This window comes from Halobacillus ihumii (assembly GCF_902726645.1).
GTDB classification, from domain to species: Bacteria; Bacillota; Bacilli; order Bacillales; family Halobacillaceae; genus Halobacillus_A; species Halobacillus_A ihumii.
In genome coordinates, this window is sequence record NZ_CACVAO010000001.1 from 3,247,239 (window position 1) to 3,265,527 (window position 18,289).

Consider the following 18,289-nt stretch of genomic DNA (forward strand, 5'->3'; position numbering starts at 1 on the left):
ATAACTCATCCTTACGAAGGACCCCACGCATCGCAGAGTTATAACCTATAACTTTAGTAGTTGAACGAAAAAAAAAGAAGTACTAGTAGCAGTCTAGTCAAGTAGGATGAAATAATTTTTATTAAATTAATGTTTCTACTAATTAGGATTTTCATTTGATAAAAACACGTTTGCCCTTAACCTCGTGATTGTGGAGCAACTCTGATAGAAAGTAATCAAACATTTTTATAATCTGAAACTAAAACTTGCTCGTCAAAATCCATTTTGGATATTTTGATTATGTTTCAGGTACTGTGAACCTGGAGTGTTTCCGTTCTTCTCACTAACACAAGGAGGTCTGGGGAATTGCGAGACTCCTGTGGGATAAGCATGACAGGTGAGACCCCGGAGGACGTAGTCCGAGGAGTCTCAGCGCATGCCCACGGAAAGCGAGTGATTTCCCGGACCCTCCTTCTCCATCCAAGGCAACGGAAACAAACCCACAAGAAATTGAGTCCATGACCGGTGAATATAACCTGCTATGAAAATACTTCGCTTTCCGCGTAGTATCGCTGTTTTCCAGTTCTGTCATGAACGGCGCCATTTGTATTCCGAATGAGTCCCCAATCCATTCACATTGATGTGACATAATAACCGCGTCACAGAGAAATTTTTATCTTTCTCATATAAAGAGCAATTTATGAAATGAAATCAGCTAGATCTGTTATAAATTTTTGTAAAAGAAAAATAGATAACACGTTGACTTCTATAAATGAATATGTATAATTATAAATATTAAATAATAAATATACATTCAACGATGAAGAAAAGTAGATCGGTGAACGAACTACAGCGAGCTGGGGAGTGGTGGAAGCCTGGTAGTTTAACCCGTATCGAAACGCCCTTCAGAGAAGTTCGAGTGAACAAAAGTAGCTCGTATACCGGGAACCCCCGTTATCAGGATTCAAGCGGGTCTATGCTTCAATAGACAATCAGAGTGGTACCGCGGATTAACAAAGATATGAAATCCGTCTCTTACATTAGTTAGAGGCGGATTATTTTAATGGAATTTTATAAGGAGGCATTTACAATGACAAAACCTAAAGTAGTATTGGCCTATTCAGGAGGACTGGATACATCTATTTCGGTAAAGTGGATTCAGGAGAAATACGGGTATGATGTAATTGCGCTGGGCTTGGATGTTGGCGAAGGAAAGGATCTTGAAACGATTCGTCAAAAGGCATTGGATGTTGGGGCTGTCAAGGCGATCATGGTAGATGCAAAGGAACTCCTTGCTGAGGGATACTTGATGCCGGCCCTGAAAGCGAATGCGTTGTACGAAGGAAAATATCCTTTATCTTCAGCGTTATCTCGTCCATTGATTTCGAAGCTTTTAGTAGAAGTGGCAGAACAAGAGGGAGCTGTAGCGGTCGCTCATGGCTGTACAGGGAAAGGAAATGACCAGGTGAGATTTGAAGTGTCGGTTCAGGCGCTTAACCCGGACCTCGAAATTATCGCTCCTGTCAGAGAGTGGGGTATGACACGTGATGAACAAATTAAATATGCAGAGGAAAAAGGAATTCCGGTTCCTGTTAATTTAGATAATCCATTTTCGATCGATGCCAACATTTGGGGACGTGCCTGCGAAGCTGGAGTGTTGGAGGATCCGTGGGCCGAAGCTCCTGAGGCCGCGTATGCATGGACAAATCCTGTTGAGAAAACACCAGATTCACCAGATGTAATAGATATCGAGTTTAATAGCGGCATTCCTGTTGCCATAAATGGCCAGCCAATGGACATTGTTCCCCTTATCGAAAAATTAAATGATTTAGGCGGACTGCACGGCGTCGGACGTATTGATCATACCGAAAACCGTCTCGTCGGTATTAAATCGAGAGAAGTATATGAGAATCCAGGTGCGATGATCTTAATTAACGCACACAAAGAACTAGAATTCCTGACGTTAACGCGTGAAGTATCACAGTATAAAGCAACGGTTGATCAGCAAATGGCTAAAATGATTTACGATGGTCTATGGTATTCACCTTTACAGCCTGCTCTGCAAGCGTTTGTGGACGAAACTCAGAAAACAGTTACGGGTACGGTGAAAGTGAAGCTGTTTAAAGGTCACCATACTGTTATCGGCAAGAAATCACCGCTCAGTCTTTATAATGATGAACTATCCACGTATTCGAAGCATGATGCGTTTGATCACGATGCGGCAGTTGGTTTCATTAAATTGTGGGGACTGCCAACTAAAGTTCATGCAGATGTGCATAAAGGTGAGGAGAAAAATGCTTCACAACAGCCGGTGAGTGTGTATGAGTAAACTTTGGGGAGGACGTTTTACGAAGCCAACGAACAAACTGGTCGAAGAGTACACCTCTTCGATCGGCTTTGACGTTAAACTAGCTTTACACGATATTCAGGGAAGTTTAGCTCATGTGGAGATGCTAGGGGATTGCCAAATTATTTCACAAGAGGAAGTCTCCCAAATCAAAGAGGGCTTACAGGTCATTAAGAAAAAAATAGAAAACGAAGAAGTGGAGTTTTCGGTTGAACAAGAAGATATTCATATGAACATCGAAAAGCTGCTGATTGAAGAGATTGGCCCTGTGGGTGGTAAGCTCCATACCGGGAGAAGCCGAAATGATCAAGTGGCGACAGATATGCATTTATATTTGAAAGAAAAGACACATCATTTAATACAGTTGGTCGAAGCGGTCCAGGAAGCACTTGTTCATCAGGCGGACGCTCATGTAGAAACGATCCTCCCGGGATATACACACTTGCAAAGAGCCCAGCCCGTTTCGTTTGCTCATCATTTGCTGGCGTATTTTTGGATGTTTGAGAGGGATAAAGAGCGTCTTAAGGATAGTGTGAAGCGGATTAACTGGTCCCCGCTGGGTGCAGCAGCGCTTGCTGGAACGCCTTATCCAGTCGACCGTCAGATGACGGCTGAGAAACTCGGATTTGATCACGTTTATCCAAACTCATTGGACGCCGTCAGTGATCGGGATTTTATTCTGGAGTTTTTGTCAATATCATCCATTTTAATCACCCATATATCAAGACTTTCGGAAGAGCTGATTCTGTGGAGCAGTCAGGAGTTTAATTTCATTGAGCTTGATGATGCGTTTTGTACGGGGTCAAGTATTATGCCGCAGAAGAAGAACCCGGATGTGCCTGAATTGCTTCGTGGTAAAACGGGGCGGATTTATGGTAATTTGATGGGATTGCTGACCCTTCTGAAGGGGCTGCCGCTTGCGTACAATAAGGATATGCAGGAGGACAAGGAAGGCATGTTTGATACGGTGGAGACGTTGGATGGTGCGCTTTCTCTGCTTGCTCCGATGCTTGCTTCGATGGAAGTTAAGAATGCTAATATGCGTCAGGCGGTGAACGAGGATTATTCTAATGCGACGGATATCGCTGATTATTTAGCCGTGAAGGGAATGCCGTTTCGTCAGGCGCATGAGGTGATCGGCAAAATTGTGCTGTATGCGATTCAGGAGCAAAAGTTTTTGCTTGATTTGACACTTGATGAGTATAAAGGATTTTCTGAGCTGTTTGAAGAGGATATCTTTGAAAAATTAGCGCCTGAACAAGTTGTGGCTGCTCGAAATAGTGAAGGCGGCACTGGATTTGAACAAGTGGCACAGCAGCTTGAGTTAGCTAAGCAGCATGTGTAGGAAGGCAGCGCTTTTCATGTAATTTTCTAAATATTATTGACTTTCGTACAGTTTATTTGTAACATGGCAAGTAACTTAATTACGTTTACTTACTCTTATCTAGAGCAGGCTGAGGGATTTGGCCCTTTGACGCCCGGCAACCGGTCTATAGACACGGTGCTACTTCCAACGGACATAGTCCGGAAGATGAGAGGTCGAAGCAAATCTTCAGCCTCTTTCATTTTGAAAGAGGCTTTTTATTATTCATAAAGCGGGTGATTGAGATGAATAAGGCGGAACGATTGAAGCGGTCAAAGGACCCACAGGTTACCGAGCGGTTTGGCGGGCGGCTGCCGCCGGGTCAAGTGTTAACAGAGAAATTTCCGATCTTAACAGTTGGTGAAGTTCCGTCCTATGACCTAGAAGAGTGGGATTTTCAGATCGCCGGGGCTGGTGATGAAACGCTTCGTTTTTCATATCAGGATTTAATGGAGCTGCCACAGTCGAAAGTTGTTTGTGATATTCACTGTGTGACGAGATGGTCAAAGTTCGATAGTGAATTTGAAGGAGTCCTGCTAAAAGATTTACTGGATGGGTTAGAGATTCCTAAAGACAATCAGTACGTGATGGTGAGTGGGGATTATGATTATACAGCTAATATCGACCTTCAAGATTTGTTAGCGGACGATGTGATCCTGGCTCATTCTTATAATGGCAAGCCGCTGACTGAAAAGCATGGCTATCCATTCCGGCTCGTCATCCCGCATTTGTACTTTTGGAAAAGCGTCAAGTGGATCAGAGGTTTTGAGTTTAAGGGATCAGATACGCCGGGTTTTTGGGAACAAAATGGGTTTCATAACGAGGGGGATCCGTTTAAAGAACAGCGCTTTACTGATGAGAGTGAAGTTATGGAAAAGGGTAAATGGAAAGAAAAGGATTTTGATTACTAAGGAGGTTGGACAATGAGTGTTGTCATTTTAGATGGTGTCCGTACACCATTTGGCAAATGGAAAGGCGGATTATCCAAATTAGGAGCGAAGGATCTTGGGGTTCAAGCGACTAAGGCGCTGGCGGAGCGTGTGCCGGAGGCCTTGAATGCGGATGGAGTTATTTTGGCACAAGTTATCCAGGCGGGACAAGGACAGAATCCTGCCAGGTCAGTTGCAGCAGGAGCTGGTATTCCATGGTCGGTGCCGGCCATTACGATTAATAATGTATGTTTGGCAGGGGTTGCATCGGTGGCGGATGCGGCTAGACGTATTAAGCTTGAGGAAGGGGAGTTATACCTTATCGGCGGATTTGATTCCATGACCAATGCTCCTCATGTGGCGGCCATTCGTAACGGGCTGACTACAGGTCCTGTTGAGTTCACAGACACATTAATTAACGATGGTCTTTGGTGTTCTTTGACGGATTCTTCCATGGGCGAGCTGACAGATCTTCAAAACGAAGACCGCCAGATTACCAGGGCACAACAAGATCAATTTGCTTTGCAGTCGCAATTAAAGGCAGCCCGGGCGCAGGAAGAAGGCTGGTTAAATGATGAGATTGTACCTGTTCAGGCTGGCAGCAAACAGGTTGTAAGTGATGAAGGAATCAGGCCGCAGTCTACCTTTGAAAAATTAAGCAAGCTGCCTCCTGCCTTTAGAGAAGGCGGCACGATTACGGCAGGAAACGCTTCACAAATGACTGATGGCGCCAGTGTCGGCGTGGTTGCCTCCGAGAGCTATGCAGAAAAGATCGGGAGGACTCCTCTAGCCAGGGTGATTGGCTGGTCAGAAACAGCCGGACCTGATTCAAGTTTACATACGAAACCGGCAGACGCGATTGCACAACTTTTCAAACGGTATCAGGTAACAAAAGAAGATATTGATTTATTTGAGATTAATGAAGCTTTTGCCAGTGTGGCGCTCGCAAGCATTGATGAACTAGGATTAGACTCAGGAAAAGTAAATGTGAATGGCGGAGCGATTGCGATCGGTCATCCGCTGGGCGGCACAGGGTTTCGGTTAGTGCTTACACTGATTCATGAGTTAAAACGCCGTGGCGGCGGACGAGGAATTGCATCACTATGCGGAGGTGGAGGGCAAGGCTTCGCAATTCTCGTGGAAGTACCAAAAGATTGGTCATAAAGGGAGGAGAAATTTATGTTTGTTACTTATGGAATAGGAATCGTAGTATTCTGGGCGGCAGGATTAGCTTTATGGCAGGGGATGTATAAGCCATCCAAAGGAGGGAAGTAAATGGAATCCTTATCACAAGGAACGATTTGGTTTATCGGCGTTTTGTTGTTTGTTTACTTTTTATTTGTTACGTGGATTGGCCGAAAAGGCTCGAAATACAGTAAGACGATGAGCGGTTTTGCAACGGCTCGAGGAAAAGTGAATCCATGGATCGTTGGCGCCAGTTTCGCGACAACTTATGCAAGTGCAAACTTATTTATCGGAGTGCCGGGCCTTGCTTATGAATACGGTACGGCTGTGCTTTGGTACACGCTTGGGTGCTTTGGGGTTTCATGGTTAGGGTTATTGTTTTTTGCCAAAACCTTCTTTCGATATGGTAAAAAATTCGGAGGGGTTTCAACATTGCCTGAATGGTTAGGCCGAAAATACAACAGTAAGACGCTTCAGGTGATCGTTGGTTTGCTTATCTTATTTAATGTGTACTATATTGTAGGGCAAAATGTCGGGCTGGCGACGATCTTTGAAACTGTTCTTGGCATTCCCTATATGTGGGGAGTGATTATCGGGGTAGCGATTACCGTTGTGTATATTGGCTTAGGCGGTGCCTTTGCGCAAATTATTACTGATGGCATCCAGGGGATTTTTATGGCGTTTACATCTGTACTCATTTTATTTTCCCTCTTATGGACAATCGGGGGCGGATTCGGTGTCTTCGGAGAGCTCTCCAGCCGTTTGGCTGGAATCGATCCCAATCTTGTTGCACCTATTTCGTCTACAGGGCCTTACAATAGTGTTCTTGCTATTTTGGCTGTGCAGTTTCTATTATTCAGCTTCGTATTAATGCCGCATCTGTTAAATAAGGTGCTTTCCTTAGAAACAGAGGAAGAATTGCGTCCATTTACACTATCAGCTGGCATTACCTTGTTTTTAATTTCTACATTAATGGTGGTAGGCGGATTGGCGGCTCGTGTGCTGCTTCCATCCTTAGAAAGCGCTGATAAAGCGATCCCAGCTTATTTGATGGAAGCTTTTCCGCCAGTAGTGGTCGGCATTTTAATCGTCGGAATCATATCTGCGATCTTGTCTAGTACAGACAGTTTATATCTTGGTGTGACGACCAGTATCGGCAATGATATTTATAAAGTGCTTGCTTCCTTTTTCACGAAGGGTGGAGGTGATCCTCAATTGATTGATCGTCGAAGTGTAACCGTGGCGAAGGTTTCCCTAGTTATTATTGGGGCGATTACCTTATACATTTCGCTTGACCGGCCAGAGTCGTTATCGATTCTTATTCAGTTTAGTTTCTCCGCGATTATCAGCGGGATTATAGCACCGATTACCTTAGGTTACTTTTGGAAGCGAGCGAACCGATTTGGAGCCATTGCAGCAGTGATCGTAGGCGTAACGCTTTATGTGCTATTTACGAACCAGGCCATTATTGAAAATATTTATTTAGCGATGTTTGCAAGTTCTGTAGCTGGGTTTACGGTTATGTTTATAGCAGGAGTGCTGCCTGAGAGAAAAGTAGAAGAGTCCGTTCAACTTGAAAAAAATGCGTGAAAGAGAGGGAACATATATGGCAGATGATCATCAGCAAGGCCGCCTTGAGAAAGTCATTCAGCTTCGCAATCAATTTTATAAGCGGTCCAAAGAAGTGGATCAATCTGGGGGCTTCCCACATGAAAACTTTGCAGATTTGAAAAAAACGGGCTACCTGTCCTGGACTGTACCTAAACAGTACGGAGGACTTGGCTTGAACTTGTATGAGTTTTTACAGCTGCAGGAACAGTTAGCCAAAGGAGATGGAGCTACTGCCTTATCAGTTGGCTGGCATTTAGGGAGTATACTCGAGCTGGCTGAAAATCATAGCTGGGAGGAGGCAACATTCCGTGACCTTTGTCAAAGGGTTGTACAGGAACAAGCTTTAATGAATCGGACCGCCACAGAAAAAGGCACGGGCAGCCCGACGAGAGGAGGGATTCCCGAGACGCAAGCATGCTTACAAGGCGATCATTGGGTGATAAATGGCAGGAAATCGTTTGCATCTATGGCTGAAGCGTTGGATTATTCATTAGTGACGGCCCGTATTGAACAAACAGACCGTGTCGGCATCTTTCTGGTTGATCACAGCCAGGAAGGGGTAAAAGTAGAGCCGACATGGAATTCTGCTTCGATGAGAGGGACGAGAAGTGATGACCTTATTTTTCAAAATGTAACTGTTCCATCTGAACACTTTGTCGAAGAGGAAGGCGAGCGTGTGGGTCCTCCTGCACCGAAAGGATGGCTTCTGCATATCCCGGCCTGTTATTTAGGGATTGCTTCAGCTGCTTGTAGATATGCGGTTGATTTTGCCAGTACTTATCAGCCGAATAGTTTGCCTGGCCCTATTAAAGAAGTGCCAGAGGTGCAGCGGAAAATAGGCGAAATGGAGCTTGCCTTATTTCAATCTCGTGAAATTCTCTATTCTGTAGCGAACCGCTGGGTGCAGCAGCCTGATCAAAGAGCCGATATGGGAGCGGAGTTAGCGGCTGTAAAGCATATTGCAACAAACCAGGCTGTTCATGTCGTTGACTTAGCCATGAAAATTGTTGGGGCACGCAGCTTGTCAAGGGACTGTCCATTGGAACGCTATTATCGGGACGTACGTTCTGGACTGCATAACCCGCCTATGGATGACGCTGTAATAAAGATGTTCGCCGCCAAGTCATTGCAGGGTTCTCAGCCAACTGTCACTTCTTAAATCGCTCTTTCATACCATACCTCGTGTGTCGTAATGTTTGAGGGGAATGAAAAGGGGTATGATAACAGTAAAAACGATAAAGGAGTTTGACGATATGACTAAACATGTAGAGGCTTATTTTGAAACAGAAAATGATGCTGAAAGCGCTAAGGCATCCTTGCAAAAGCTGGCAATTGAGGAGGAATATATAGAGCCTGTTCCAGATAACACGCCATTGTTATCCCGGTTAATCCCGCTAAATAATTTAGATAAATCAGGCCCTGATAAACAGTTAACCCATTTGCTGCGCTTTGATGTAAAGGATGAGAATTATGAAACTGCGTTAAACGTGATTAAGGAGCATGAAGGACATATGGATCCATCTGAACTGGAAAGTAAGTAAAGTAGGAGTGGCGTGATGAAGGGGCAAGGTTTTTCTAAAAAACAGCAAGTTATCAGGCATCTGAAGGATTCGATCGATTGGGTACAATCCTTGAATCAATTGCCTGAGGAGTCGTGGCGGCTCCCTATAGAAGAAGGGAAATGGAGCGTCGCTGAAGTTATCCGCCATCTCGTTCTATGGGATGACTTTATTATCCATAAACGTTTGCCGTATCTGTTTACTTCTCAAGATTTTCCTGGGACGCCCGATGTGGAGGTTATGAACTCTAAGGCAGCCATCCAGGCTAGGGATGATAGTAAGGAAGAAACAGTAGAGTTATTTAAGCAAACAAGAAGCAAACTTTTGGAACAATTAGCCGACATTGAAGACATTCGATATGAAGAATCGCTTTCATTGAAATCGCGAAAAGAAAGTCTATATGATTATTTGAAAGGAATTATGGAGCACGATGAACACCATTTCAAGCAAATTAAACAGGTTATCAATGAAAAAGATGCCTAGGAACAGGCATCTTTTTACATATATATACTCGCTAGAAAGATTCCACGGGATTTATTATAAATTTCTTTAAATTGATTGAGGGGCAGTGGATTAACCCCATGTCCCAGTTCAACGGTATAGCCAGGACGACGCCATTCTTTTATAAACCAGTCTTTATAGCCTGTATAACTATCAACAAACCGGACGGGTTCATAGCTGCTTTCCCGAGCAAATTCATCGACAATCTCTTCTGCTCTTGAAGGTTCAAAGCCTTCATATCCCCAATAAATGACTTCTCCCTGAGTGTGAAAAGCCAGCACTTTTTCAAATGACCGTTTTTCAGCCAGATTAGCCATGGCTATACTTTCGGGTTCCGTCAGAGGTCTATTGCCTGGGAAATCACGAGGTGAAGGTTTCTTCGGTTTACGCGCAGCCTCAAGTTCCCACTTAGCAGGATATTGTTTATTCAAATCGACTCCGCGAATATTAGCTTTCCACCCGCTGAAATCTGAATTGCCGCTGTTAATTCGCAAAGCCTCTTCGCCGAAGTCTCCCTCTGGAGGTCCATTTAGAACAAGGTTTACTCCATCAGGATCGACCATTGGAACAATGGAGAGAGTAACCTGATCATAAAGTGGATTCGTTACACGTCCGCGAATGGGTTCGTTGTTCGTGAGAGACAATAGGTATTCATTGATAAATTCCATCATTATAGCTGTGGTAATCCATTCATTAGCATGAAAGGATGCATTCCAATGCACAAGTTTCGGACCTCGGCCAATTTGCAATTCGACTAAACTTTTCCCCATTACGCTATTTCCGATCGTATTTCTTTTTATAAAAGGGTATAATTCAGAAAGTTGGCTTAAGTGATCAGTCAGCACTTGAAAGTCATAGTTTTGATTACCGTTGACAATCGGATCCATTATGCGAGTTGGAATTTGAATGATTTGCCCAGTCTGCAGTTGATCAGGAGCAGTTGACGGGTTGGTCAAGAGCAGGTTGTCTAATGAAATTCTATTAGATGCAGCAATTTTATCGAAGGAATCTCCGGACTTTATTTGATAACTAGCTGAGCGATAACCAGGAATCTGTACCGTTTGCCCGACAGGCAGAGCAGTAGGAGAGAGGGTGGGATTGGAATCCATTATTAACGATAAAGGAACATTAAAAGTGGTGGCATAATACCAAAATGTATCTCCTTGTCTCACTTGAATTTGCATAGGTAACCTCCTCACATACATATTCGATATAGTATATGGATGACGAGAGCCGTACATGAAATTATTTTGCGTTATATGCGTACAGAACCTGGTTTGGAAATACAGATGAAGTGAAGAAAGAAGTGAATGCTGATGAAAACATTTGAAGAAGTTGGAATAGAAAAACACTTTGTTAAAAAACTTGGCGATCAAGGAATTGCAGCACCCACCCCCATTCAAGAAAAGACAATTCCTCAGCTGTTAGCAGGCAAGGATGTCCTTGCGAAGGCACAGACGGGAACAGGGAAGACGCTCGCTTTTCTATTACCTATTTTACAAAAAATCGATGTCGATAAAAATGAGGTTCAAGGATTAATCATTACACCAACGAGGGAGCTAGCTATACAAATAACGAACGAAGCAAAAAAACTGCTCCCGACAGGCTGCAACGTTCTCGCTGTATATGGAGGGCAGGATGTGGCGGCACAGGCTCGTAAATTAAACGGACGAGCCCATCTGGTTGTGGCCACGCCCGGGCGTCTGCTTGATCATGTGCGCAGGAAGACAATTACACTTGTTAATGTTAACCATGTCGTCCTCGATGAAGTAGATCAAATGCTTGAAGCCGGTTTCCTTACAGATGTAGCTGACATTTTGCTGCAAACACCTGAAAGTCGGCAGACGAGTGCTTATTCGGCAACGATTTCAAACCAGGTTATTTCCCTTTCAAAACAATATTTAAAGTCTCCCGAAAAGGTTACGGTCGAGGCGGAATCAGTTACATTATCAGAAATTAAGCAGCTTGTTTATGAAACGACTGATCGAGCCAAACAAGATACTTTATTAAAAATCATGCGTGAACATCGCCCTTATTTAGCTGTGATTTTTTGTAGGACCAAAAGAAGGGCTAAAAAGTTGAATGAAGCGCTGCTGAGACAAGGCTTTGAATCTGATGAACTTCATGGCGACTTGTCTCAAGCAAAACGAGAAAAGGTAATGAAGCGTTTCCGTGAAGCAAAAATCCAGTATTTAGTTGCAACAGATGTAGCCGCCAGAGGCCTTGATGTCGAGGGAATTACCCATGTGTTCAACTATGATATCCCTCAAGACTCTGAGAGTTATATTCATCGGATTGGCCGCACAGGACGTGCTGGCGGCAAAGGTCTGGCCATTACATTTATCGCCCCTAAGGATCGTCAGGCTCTTCGGGTTATCGAGAAGGGGATCGGGGAGAAGCTGAACAGACGCACACTGGATACGTTGTCCCCTAAGAAGGAAAGCGATCGAACGGGTTCGGCTAAGTCGAAGCGATCATCGAAACGAAGAAGAAGGTAACTCCATGCAGCCTTTTATTATTGAGGCTGTATTTTTTATGAGAAAATGAGGTAGGGAGGAAGCGTTACACAGGTTAGGGAACAATACTATGGAGTTAGGGAGGAATCATGGGACGTTAGGGAACAATTCCGAGGAGTTAATTTAGAATCATAAGGCGTTAGGGAGCAATCCCGACTTGTTAGGGAACAATCTCCCGAGGCAGGCATGAATCGCAAGGAGTTAGAGAACTACAATTCAGTTTAACCCCAGAATAGCAGCCTTGCACTCGAATAATTCATCAGTAAAATTTTTTCAAAAATCAATAACATTGAGTGTGCTGGTGAAATATGATAAGTTATAAATATAATTCCGAGTAAGTGTATGGGAATTGTTAATTATAAGGGGTGGAAGCAAATGGGAGTAGAATTTGTTGACTTGTTTAATCAATGGGCAAGTTCATATGATGATACAGTTTCTGGGAAAGATCCTGAATATAAAGAGGTTTTTGAAGACTATGATGTTATGCTCCAGGAGCTAGCAGATTTAACGACATCCCCTGTCCTTGAATTTGGGGTAGGAACAGCAAATTTGACGAGAAAAATAGTGGCCCAAAATAAAGTGATAGCAGGCTTTGAACCTTCAAAGGAAATGCGTCAGATTGCAAATGTTAAATGTCCTGAGGCTGCTGTTTATGAAGGAGACTTTATTAACTTTCCTGCTTTACAACTGCCTGTGCGTTCAATCGTCAGTTCCTTTGCCTTTCATCATTTAAAAGAAGATGAGAAACGATTAGCATTAGGCGTTTATTATGATAAACTTGAAGAAGGTGGAGAAGTGATCTTCATCGACACTATCTTTAAAGATGAGGCACACAAATTGTCCTTAATAAAAGATGCTGAGGAGAAGGGTCACCTTAACTTAGCACAGGATTTGCAGGAAGAATATTACCCCTACCTTGGAGACTTAGAGCAAATGTTTTTGCAGCAAGGTTTTGAGGTATCGTTTAAACAAAAGAACAAATTTGCTTGGTTAATACAAGCTAAAAAAGGAGACTAAAACTATGCCTATGAATGTGGAAAGTTTCAACCTTGATCATACAAAAGTGAAAGCACCATATGTACGACTTGTCGGTGTTACAGAGGGTGAACACGGCGATAAAATTTATAAGTATGATATCCGTCTGAAGCAGCCGAATAAAGAGCATATGGATATGCCAGCATTGCATTCTCTAGAACACCTTATGGCGGAGAAAAGCCGTAATCATCACAGCCGTATCATTGATATTGGCCCAATGGGATGTCAAACTGGATTTTATTTAGCAGTGCTGAACGATGATAACTATGAAAATGTGCTTCAATTGCTGGAAAACACTTTGAAAGATGTGCTTGAAGCAGATGAAGTTCCAGCCTGTAATGAAGTACAATGCGGGTTCGCAGCAAGTCATAGCTTAGAAGGTGCGAAAAAGCTTGCGCAAGAATTGTTGGATAAACGTGATGAATGGACAGAAGTCTTTTAATTTTGGAGGGTGAGCACGTATGGCTTACGTTAAAAACGTACAATCATTAATCGGCGACACTCCGATGATTGAATTAACTCACTCATCGATTCCAAATCAGGCACGTATTTTTGCTAAGCTTGAATTCATGAACCCAGGCGGCAGTGTAAAAGACCGTCTGGGTTTAAAGCTGATTGAGGATGCACTGGAACGAGGTTTATTAAAGTCTGGTGGAACGATTATTGAACCGACTGCAGGTAATACCGGGATCGGTGTAGCCCTTGCCGCGATAGGCAGAGGGTTTCGCGTTATGTTTGTAACTCCAGAGAAGTTTAGTCAGGAAAAACAAACCTTGATGAGAGCTCTTGGAGCGGAAGTAGTGAATACACCGACTGAAGATGGGATGCGGGGTGCGATCAAGCGAGCGGAAGAGCTTTGTGAGGAAACCCCTGATTCTTTTAGTCCGCAGCAGTTCAATAATGGTGCTAACCCAGATACGTACTATGAAACACTAGGGCCAGAAATCTATAATGACGTAAATGGCGAAATAGATGTGTTTATAGCTGGGGCCGGGACAGGTGGCACGTTTATGGGAACGGCTCGTTATCTTAAAAAGCAGAGCGATTCCATCAAAACGGTCATTGTTGAGCCAGAAGGTTCGATTTTAAATGGCGGGGAGCCTGGGTCCCATCGAACAGAAGGAATTGGAATGGAATTTTTGCCTTTTTATATGGAGAAGGAATATTTTAATGCGATTCACACGATCCCGGACCAAGTAGCTTTTGACCGGGTACGAGAACTTGCTCTTAATGAAGGGCTTCTTGTGGGTAGTTCTTCGGGTTCAGCTTTTGAAGCAGCACTAAAGGAAGCTGAACAAGCGAAACCAGGAACGAAGATTGTTACGATTTTCCCTGACAGCAGCGAGCGATATTTAAGTCAAGGGATTTATGAGGAGTGATGTCGATGAGAAAGAAAACACAGCTGATTCACGGCGGAATTACTGGAGACGAGAAAACAGGCGCGGTTTCTGTACCTATTTACCAAGTAAGCACCTATGCTCAAGATGGTGTGGGCCAGCATCGCGGCTATGAATATTCAAGAACGGGCAATCCGACAAGATTTGCCCTTGAAGAATTGATTAAGGAACTCGAAGGCGGACATGCTGGTTTCGCTTTTGGTTCTGGGATGGCTGCTATCACAGCCGTATTAATGACATTCAATCAAGGTGATCATGTCGTTTTTACTGATGATGTGTATGGCGGTACCTATCGCCTCGTTTCTAATGTAATCAATCGTTTCGGATTGGAAGCAAGCTTTGTAGATACAAGTGATGTAGAAAACATTAAAGCCGCTATTACAGATCGCACAAAAGCTATTTACGTTGAAACGCCAACCAACCCGCTTTTGAAGATCACCGACTTGAAAAAAGTGTCTGAGCTTTCCAAGGAAAAAGATCTGACGTTTATTGTCGATAATACGTTCAGCACACCTTATTGGCAAAATCCGATTGACTTTGGAGCGGATATCGTGCTTCATAGTGCCACGAAATATCTTGGAGGACACAGTGACGTTGTAGCTGGTTTAGTTGTTGTCAATTCACAAAAATTAGCTGAAGATGTACATTTTGTTTTAAATTCTTCAGGAGGTATTCTAGGACCTCAGGACTCCTGGTTACTGATGCGCGGCATCAAAACACTTGGTGTTCGCATGGAAGAGATTGAGGACAACACGCGTCAATTTATTGAATTTCTGCAAGGACTCCCGGAAGTAACCAACATTTATTACCCAGGTCTTGAGGATCATAAAGGATATGATGTTCACAGCCAACAAGCTCGTGGAAGCGGCGGTATGATTTCCTTTGATGTTGGAAGCGGCGAAAAAGCAGACCGAGTTCTCAAAAACACTAGCTTTTTCACATTAGCGGAAAGCCTTGGAGCTGTAGAAAGTTTAATATCAGTTCCCGCTAAAATGACTCATGCGTCGATTCCTGCAGAGCGCAGAGGCGAATTGGGAATTACCGATGGTTTAGTAAGAGTATCCATCGGGCTGGAAGATATCGAGGATTTAAAAGAGGACTTTTTACAAGCGTTACGTAAATAATCCACGGAGCGGCCTTTTTTAGGAAAGGGCCGTTCTTTTTTTTGTTGAATAGGGAATGTTGAGATAGCCACACTAACAGTAAGAAAGACTGGAGTGTGAAAAAATGGATTATACACATTATAAAAAGCAATTGGAAGAACGAAAAAGAGAAATTGAACAGCAATTAATCGATAATAACCATTTTGGACTGGAGCGCGGTATGGCAAGCGGACGGTCATCTGGTGAATTATCACAGTATGATAACCACCCGGCTGATTCGGGAACAGACCTATACGAGCGGGAAAAAGATATGGCACTGTTAACCCACTTAGAGGATGAGCTATCAGAAATATCCTATTCCTTAAAGCAAATCGAACAAGGCACGTATGGGATTTGTGAAGTAACTGGAAAAGCGATCCCTCCTGAGAGACTGGAAGCGATCCCGACTGCCCGTACCATACAGGCTGCGGGGGATCAGCATGTTGCTGGTGACCGCCCGGTGGAAGAGGATGTCCTTCATGAATTGGAGTGGGATGATGGAAATGACAGCTATGAGGAAGTCGCTTCTTTTAACGATAGTGGTATGACCTATGAAGGGTCTTCATTAATGGAGGCTGACGAAAATTCGGGGTATGTGGAGGAATTTGAGCCGTTTGTTTCAACAAATATCGAGGGATATACTGGCTCAGACCAAGTGAATTTCCAGAGAAATGAGTATTATGAAAAATATATGGACGAGCAAGACGAGGAGCAATCAGAATGAGACTAAGACCCCAGGATCCTTCCTGGGGCCTTTTTAGTTTAATCAGTATCCGACTTCAACGGCTGCGTTCACAATATACATCATATCATTTTTGTCTTCTTTATCTTCTAAGAAAATCCTGCTGGATGTCAGCATACCGCCTTGTGTTTTTTCCAATGTGACCTGGCCGTACGGTATAGCCTGTTTCACTTCTTCTTCGTCAAGCTTATCGTCTGTAGGCAAAGCAAGTTTGACATGAATTTTCATTTCATCGAGAGATTGGTTAGGCAATGAGAGTCTAATTCCAGGCATCGAATTAGAATGAATAGCATTTTTCACGGCCCGAATAGAAGCTTTTGTTATATTTTGACCATGAACATCAGTCCCTGTTCCGGTTTGAATAAACATAACTTGATCCATTGAATATCCTCCTTCATGTTGAAGTGCTACTATGTGTATTAACTTTTCGAGAAGATTTTAAACTTATTTATATAGGAGCAAATTCATAGTTTGTTGAATGTAAGTAAGGTTCCGTAATTTTAAAATCAGAATGGGGGTGGGAAACCACTCGCTTTCCACGGGGAAGACGGCAAGTCTCCTCGGTCTACGACCTCCGGGGCCTCGCCAGCCTTTCCTTTCCCGTAGGAGTCTCGCAGTTTCCCACCCCCATTTCGATAATGAGAGCAACTTTCTTAATAAAAATCGGAGTTGTAAAATAATAAGAAATAATTGCTTTAACGGATTTACTCTTCCCTAAGGGGGGGAGAGTTTCTGCAGTGATAGAGAGCCTTCACTTCCATCTTTTATAGAAAGGTGGGGAGGAAATGACGGGACTCCGTACGAGGAAGAGACATAGCTAAACCCTCATGAGTAAAGAGACGAACAATGTGCTGTTTTAGCGGAGAAAATATACGGAGACTCCTGCGGGAGGAAAGGCGTAGGTGAGACATCGCAGTGCGCTAGCACAAGAAGGCTCAACAGCCGCCCGCGGAAAGCGAAGTATATTTTCGTAGCGTTTTATATGCACCAATTAGAATTTTTAATTGCCTAGCTCGTGAGGTGTTTCCTTACCAAAACCCCTTGCCGTACAAAGGCTGAGAATTATGAAATAGCTGAAGGTTCTTTTACTTTTTCAAAAATATGCATCATCCACATGCCGATATCCTCAAAGCCAAGCCTTTTATAGATCGATCCTGCTTCGGGGTTATCATAAAAGAGACAGAGCATTCTCCCTTCTGCTAATAAATCCTGACATAATTTATGCATGCAGGAGCTCGCCAGCCCCTGACGTTTGTAATGAGGGTGAGTGCATACGCCAACAACCATTGCTGACTTCGAATTTTCGGCAGTTGTAGAGGCACTTGAAATCATTACGTCCTGCTCCTCAATGTAATAACTTCTTGCTGACTTTTGCTCCATACCTCTTCTGATGCTGTCTTCACGACTGCTATCCTGTTCAAATTCAGAGATCTGATTTTGTAATGCTACAAGTCGCGGAACATCTTCTACGCATGCTTGTTTAACCAGATTAATATCGAAATCTGGATTCAACTTATCGGCGTCATCACATTTGGCGTAGTATAATTCACGGGTTCTAACATTTCCGTTTTTAATATGGGGAAGGATTTTCTCAGTGATTTCCTGGAGTCCCGATAACTGCATGAATTCTGGATCACCGTTAATAATAGCTGCAAAGCCCTCGGCATTAAAAGAGTCGTCTGCATAGGCAATGTAATTATTGTGATACTTTAACAGAATAGCCTGTAATTGCCCCTCTTCTGCAAAATCTCCCCACAATTTGTGGAAATCCTGTTCGTAACCAAAATTTTCGATATCGCCAATAATAAATAAATTTTCGGCTGGTTTTGCGGATAAAAGCTGCTGACATTGCAGGTTATCTTGGGAAGTAAGCCTGCGAATCATGAAATCCCTCCCTTTTTAGTAAAGTGTTTAACAGTTTATCAAATATTCACAAAAAAGCAATTATTATTTTGCAAATAGTAAAAAAAGAGTTGAATTGTT

At 43.3% G+C, this 18,289-nt stretch carries 17 protein-coding genes, 1 riboswitch and 1 other annotated feature; of the genes, 14 read left to right on the forward strand and 3 right to left on the reverse strand.

Features of this window, described 5'->3' with window-relative positions; translation table 11 throughout:
- The first annotated feature begins 787 nt into the window (after window positions 1-787).
- Window positions 788-1,018: a binding site (T-box leader), on the forward strand.
- Between the two features lie 51 nt (window positions 1,019-1,069).
- The 8 genes from G6R08_RS16125 (at window position 1,070) to G6R08_RS16160 (ending at window position 9,456) form a co-directional block, all read left to right on the forward strand.
- The gene (locus G6R08_RS16125; protein ID WP_163529323.1) at window positions 1,070-2,308 is read left to right on the forward strand and encodes an argininosuccinate synthase; all 1,239 of its coding nucleotides are present in this window, start codon (window positions 1,070-1,072) and stop codon (window positions 2,306-2,308) included.
- Window positions 2,301-3,671, forward strand: coding sequence for an argininosuccinate lyase (gene argH, locus G6R08_RS16130; protein WP_163529325.1), 1,371 nt, complete (start codon window positions 2,301-2,303; stop codon window positions 3,669-3,671). The genes G6R08_RS16125 and argH overlap by 8 nt, the downstream gene beginning before the upstream one ends.
- 92 nt (window positions 3,672-3,763) lie before the next feature.
- A riboswitch (SAM riboswitch) is annotated at window positions 3,764-3,864 on the forward strand.
- A gap of 70 nt (window positions 3,865-3,934) precedes the next feature.
- Window positions 3,935-4,600, forward strand: coding sequence for a sulfite oxidase-like oxidoreductase (locus tag G6R08_RS16135; RefSeq protein WP_163529327.1), 666 nt, complete (start codon window positions 3,935-3,937; stop codon window positions 4,598-4,600).
- 12 nt (window positions 4,601-4,612) lie between these two features.
- Window positions 4,613-5,782 carry an acetyl-CoA C-acyltransferase gene (locus G6R08_RS16140; protein WP_163529329.1) on the forward strand — a complete coding sequence of 390 codons (1,170 nt, stop codon included), beginning with the start codon at window positions 4,613-4,615 and terminating at the stop codon, window positions 5,780-5,782.
- 111 nt (window positions 5,783-5,893) lie between these two features.
- Window positions 5,894-7,393 (forward strand): sodium:solute symporter family transporter, encoded by a 1,500-nt coding sequence (locus G6R08_RS16145; RefSeq protein ID WP_163529331.1) that lies wholly within the window; start codon window positions 5,894-5,896, stop codon window positions 7,391-7,393.
- Window positions 7,394-7,409: 16 nt separating this feature from the next.
- Entirely contained in the window at window positions 7,410-8,573 is a 1,164-nt protein-coding gene (locus G6R08_RS16150) for an acyl-CoA dehydrogenase family protein (RefSeq protein ID WP_240339753.1), read from the forward strand.
- Between the two features lie 94 nt (window positions 8,574-8,667).
- Window positions 8,668-8,955: a hypothetical protein gene (locus G6R08_RS16155; RefSeq protein ID WP_163529332.1), complete on the forward strand. Its 288-nt coding sequence runs from the start codon at window positions 8,668-8,670 to the stop codon at window positions 8,953-8,955.
- 15 nt (window positions 8,956-8,970) lie between these two features.
- Entirely contained in the window at window positions 8,971-9,456 is a 486-nt protein-coding gene (locus tag G6R08_RS16160) for a DinB family protein (protein WP_163529334.1), read from the forward strand.
- A 14-nt stretch (window positions 9,457-9,470) separates the two neighbouring features.
- Here the strand turns inward: G6R08_RS16160 and G6R08_RS16165 are convergent, their stop codons facing one another.
- Complete coding sequence (locus tag G6R08_RS16165) at window positions 9,471-10,658, reverse strand: M14 family metallopeptidase (RefSeq protein ID WP_163529336.1); 1,188 nt, start codon at window positions 10,656-10,658, stop codon at window positions 9,471-9,473.
- A 132-nt stretch (window positions 10,659-10,790) separates the two neighbouring features.
- Between G6R08_RS16165 and G6R08_RS16170 the strand changes: the two genes are divergently transcribed.
- The 6 genes from G6R08_RS16170 to G6R08_RS16195 all read left to right on the forward strand — a co-directional run bounded on the left by G6R08_RS16170 (window position 10,791) and on the right by G6R08_RS16195 (window position 16,288).
- Window positions 10,791-11,972: a DEAD/DEAH box helicase gene (locus tag G6R08_RS16170; RefSeq protein ID WP_163529338.1), complete on the forward strand. Its 1,182-nt coding sequence runs from the start codon at window positions 10,791-10,793 to the stop codon at window positions 11,970-11,972.
- 393 nt (window positions 11,973-12,365) lie between these two features.
- Window positions 12,366-13,007, forward strand: a complete 642-nt coding sequence (locus G6R08_RS16175) for a class I SAM-dependent DNA methyltransferase (protein WP_163529340.1) — start codon at window positions 12,366-12,368, stop codon at window positions 13,005-13,007.
- Between the two features lie 4 nt (window positions 13,008-13,011).
- A complete protein-coding gene (locus G6R08_RS16180) occupies window positions 13,012-13,467 on the forward strand; it encodes an S-ribosylhomocysteine lyase (protein ID WP_163529342.1) in 456 nt (151 codons plus the stop codon).
- 19 nt (window positions 13,468-13,486) lie between these two features.
- The gene (locus tag G6R08_RS16185) at window positions 13,487-14,404 is read left to right on the forward strand and encodes a PLP-dependent cysteine synthase family protein (RefSeq protein WP_163529344.1); all 918 of its coding nucleotides are present in this window, start codon (window positions 13,487-13,489) and stop codon (window positions 14,402-14,404) included.
- Between the two features lie 5 nt (window positions 14,405-14,409).
- Window positions 14,410-15,546, forward strand: a complete 1,137-nt coding sequence (locus G6R08_RS16190) for a bifunctional cystathionine gamma-lyase/homocysteine desulfhydrase (protein WP_163529346.1) — start codon at window positions 14,410-14,412, stop codon at window positions 15,544-15,546.
- A 103-nt stretch (window positions 15,547-15,649) separates the two neighbouring features.
- Entirely contained in the window at window positions 15,650-16,288 is a 639-nt protein-coding gene (locus tag G6R08_RS16195) for a TraR/DksA C4-type zinc finger protein (RefSeq protein ID WP_163529349.1), read from the forward strand.
- 42 nt (window positions 16,289-16,330) lie between these two features.
- On the opposite strand, the gene G6R08_RS16200 is transcribed toward G6R08_RS16195, so the two are convergent.
- Window positions 16,331-16,687 carry a Lin0512 family protein gene (locus G6R08_RS16200; RefSeq protein WP_163529351.1) on the reverse strand — a complete coding sequence of 119 codons (357 nt, stop codon included), beginning with the start codon at window positions 16,685-16,687 and terminating at the stop codon, window positions 16,331-16,333.
- Between the two features lie 681 nt (window positions 16,688-17,368).
- Complete coding sequence (locus G6R08_RS16205; protein WP_163529353.1) at window positions 17,369-18,190, reverse strand: GNAT family N-acetyltransferase; 822 nt, start codon at window positions 18,188-18,190, stop codon at window positions 17,369-17,371.
- Window positions 18,191-18,289 lie beyond the last annotated feature (99 nt).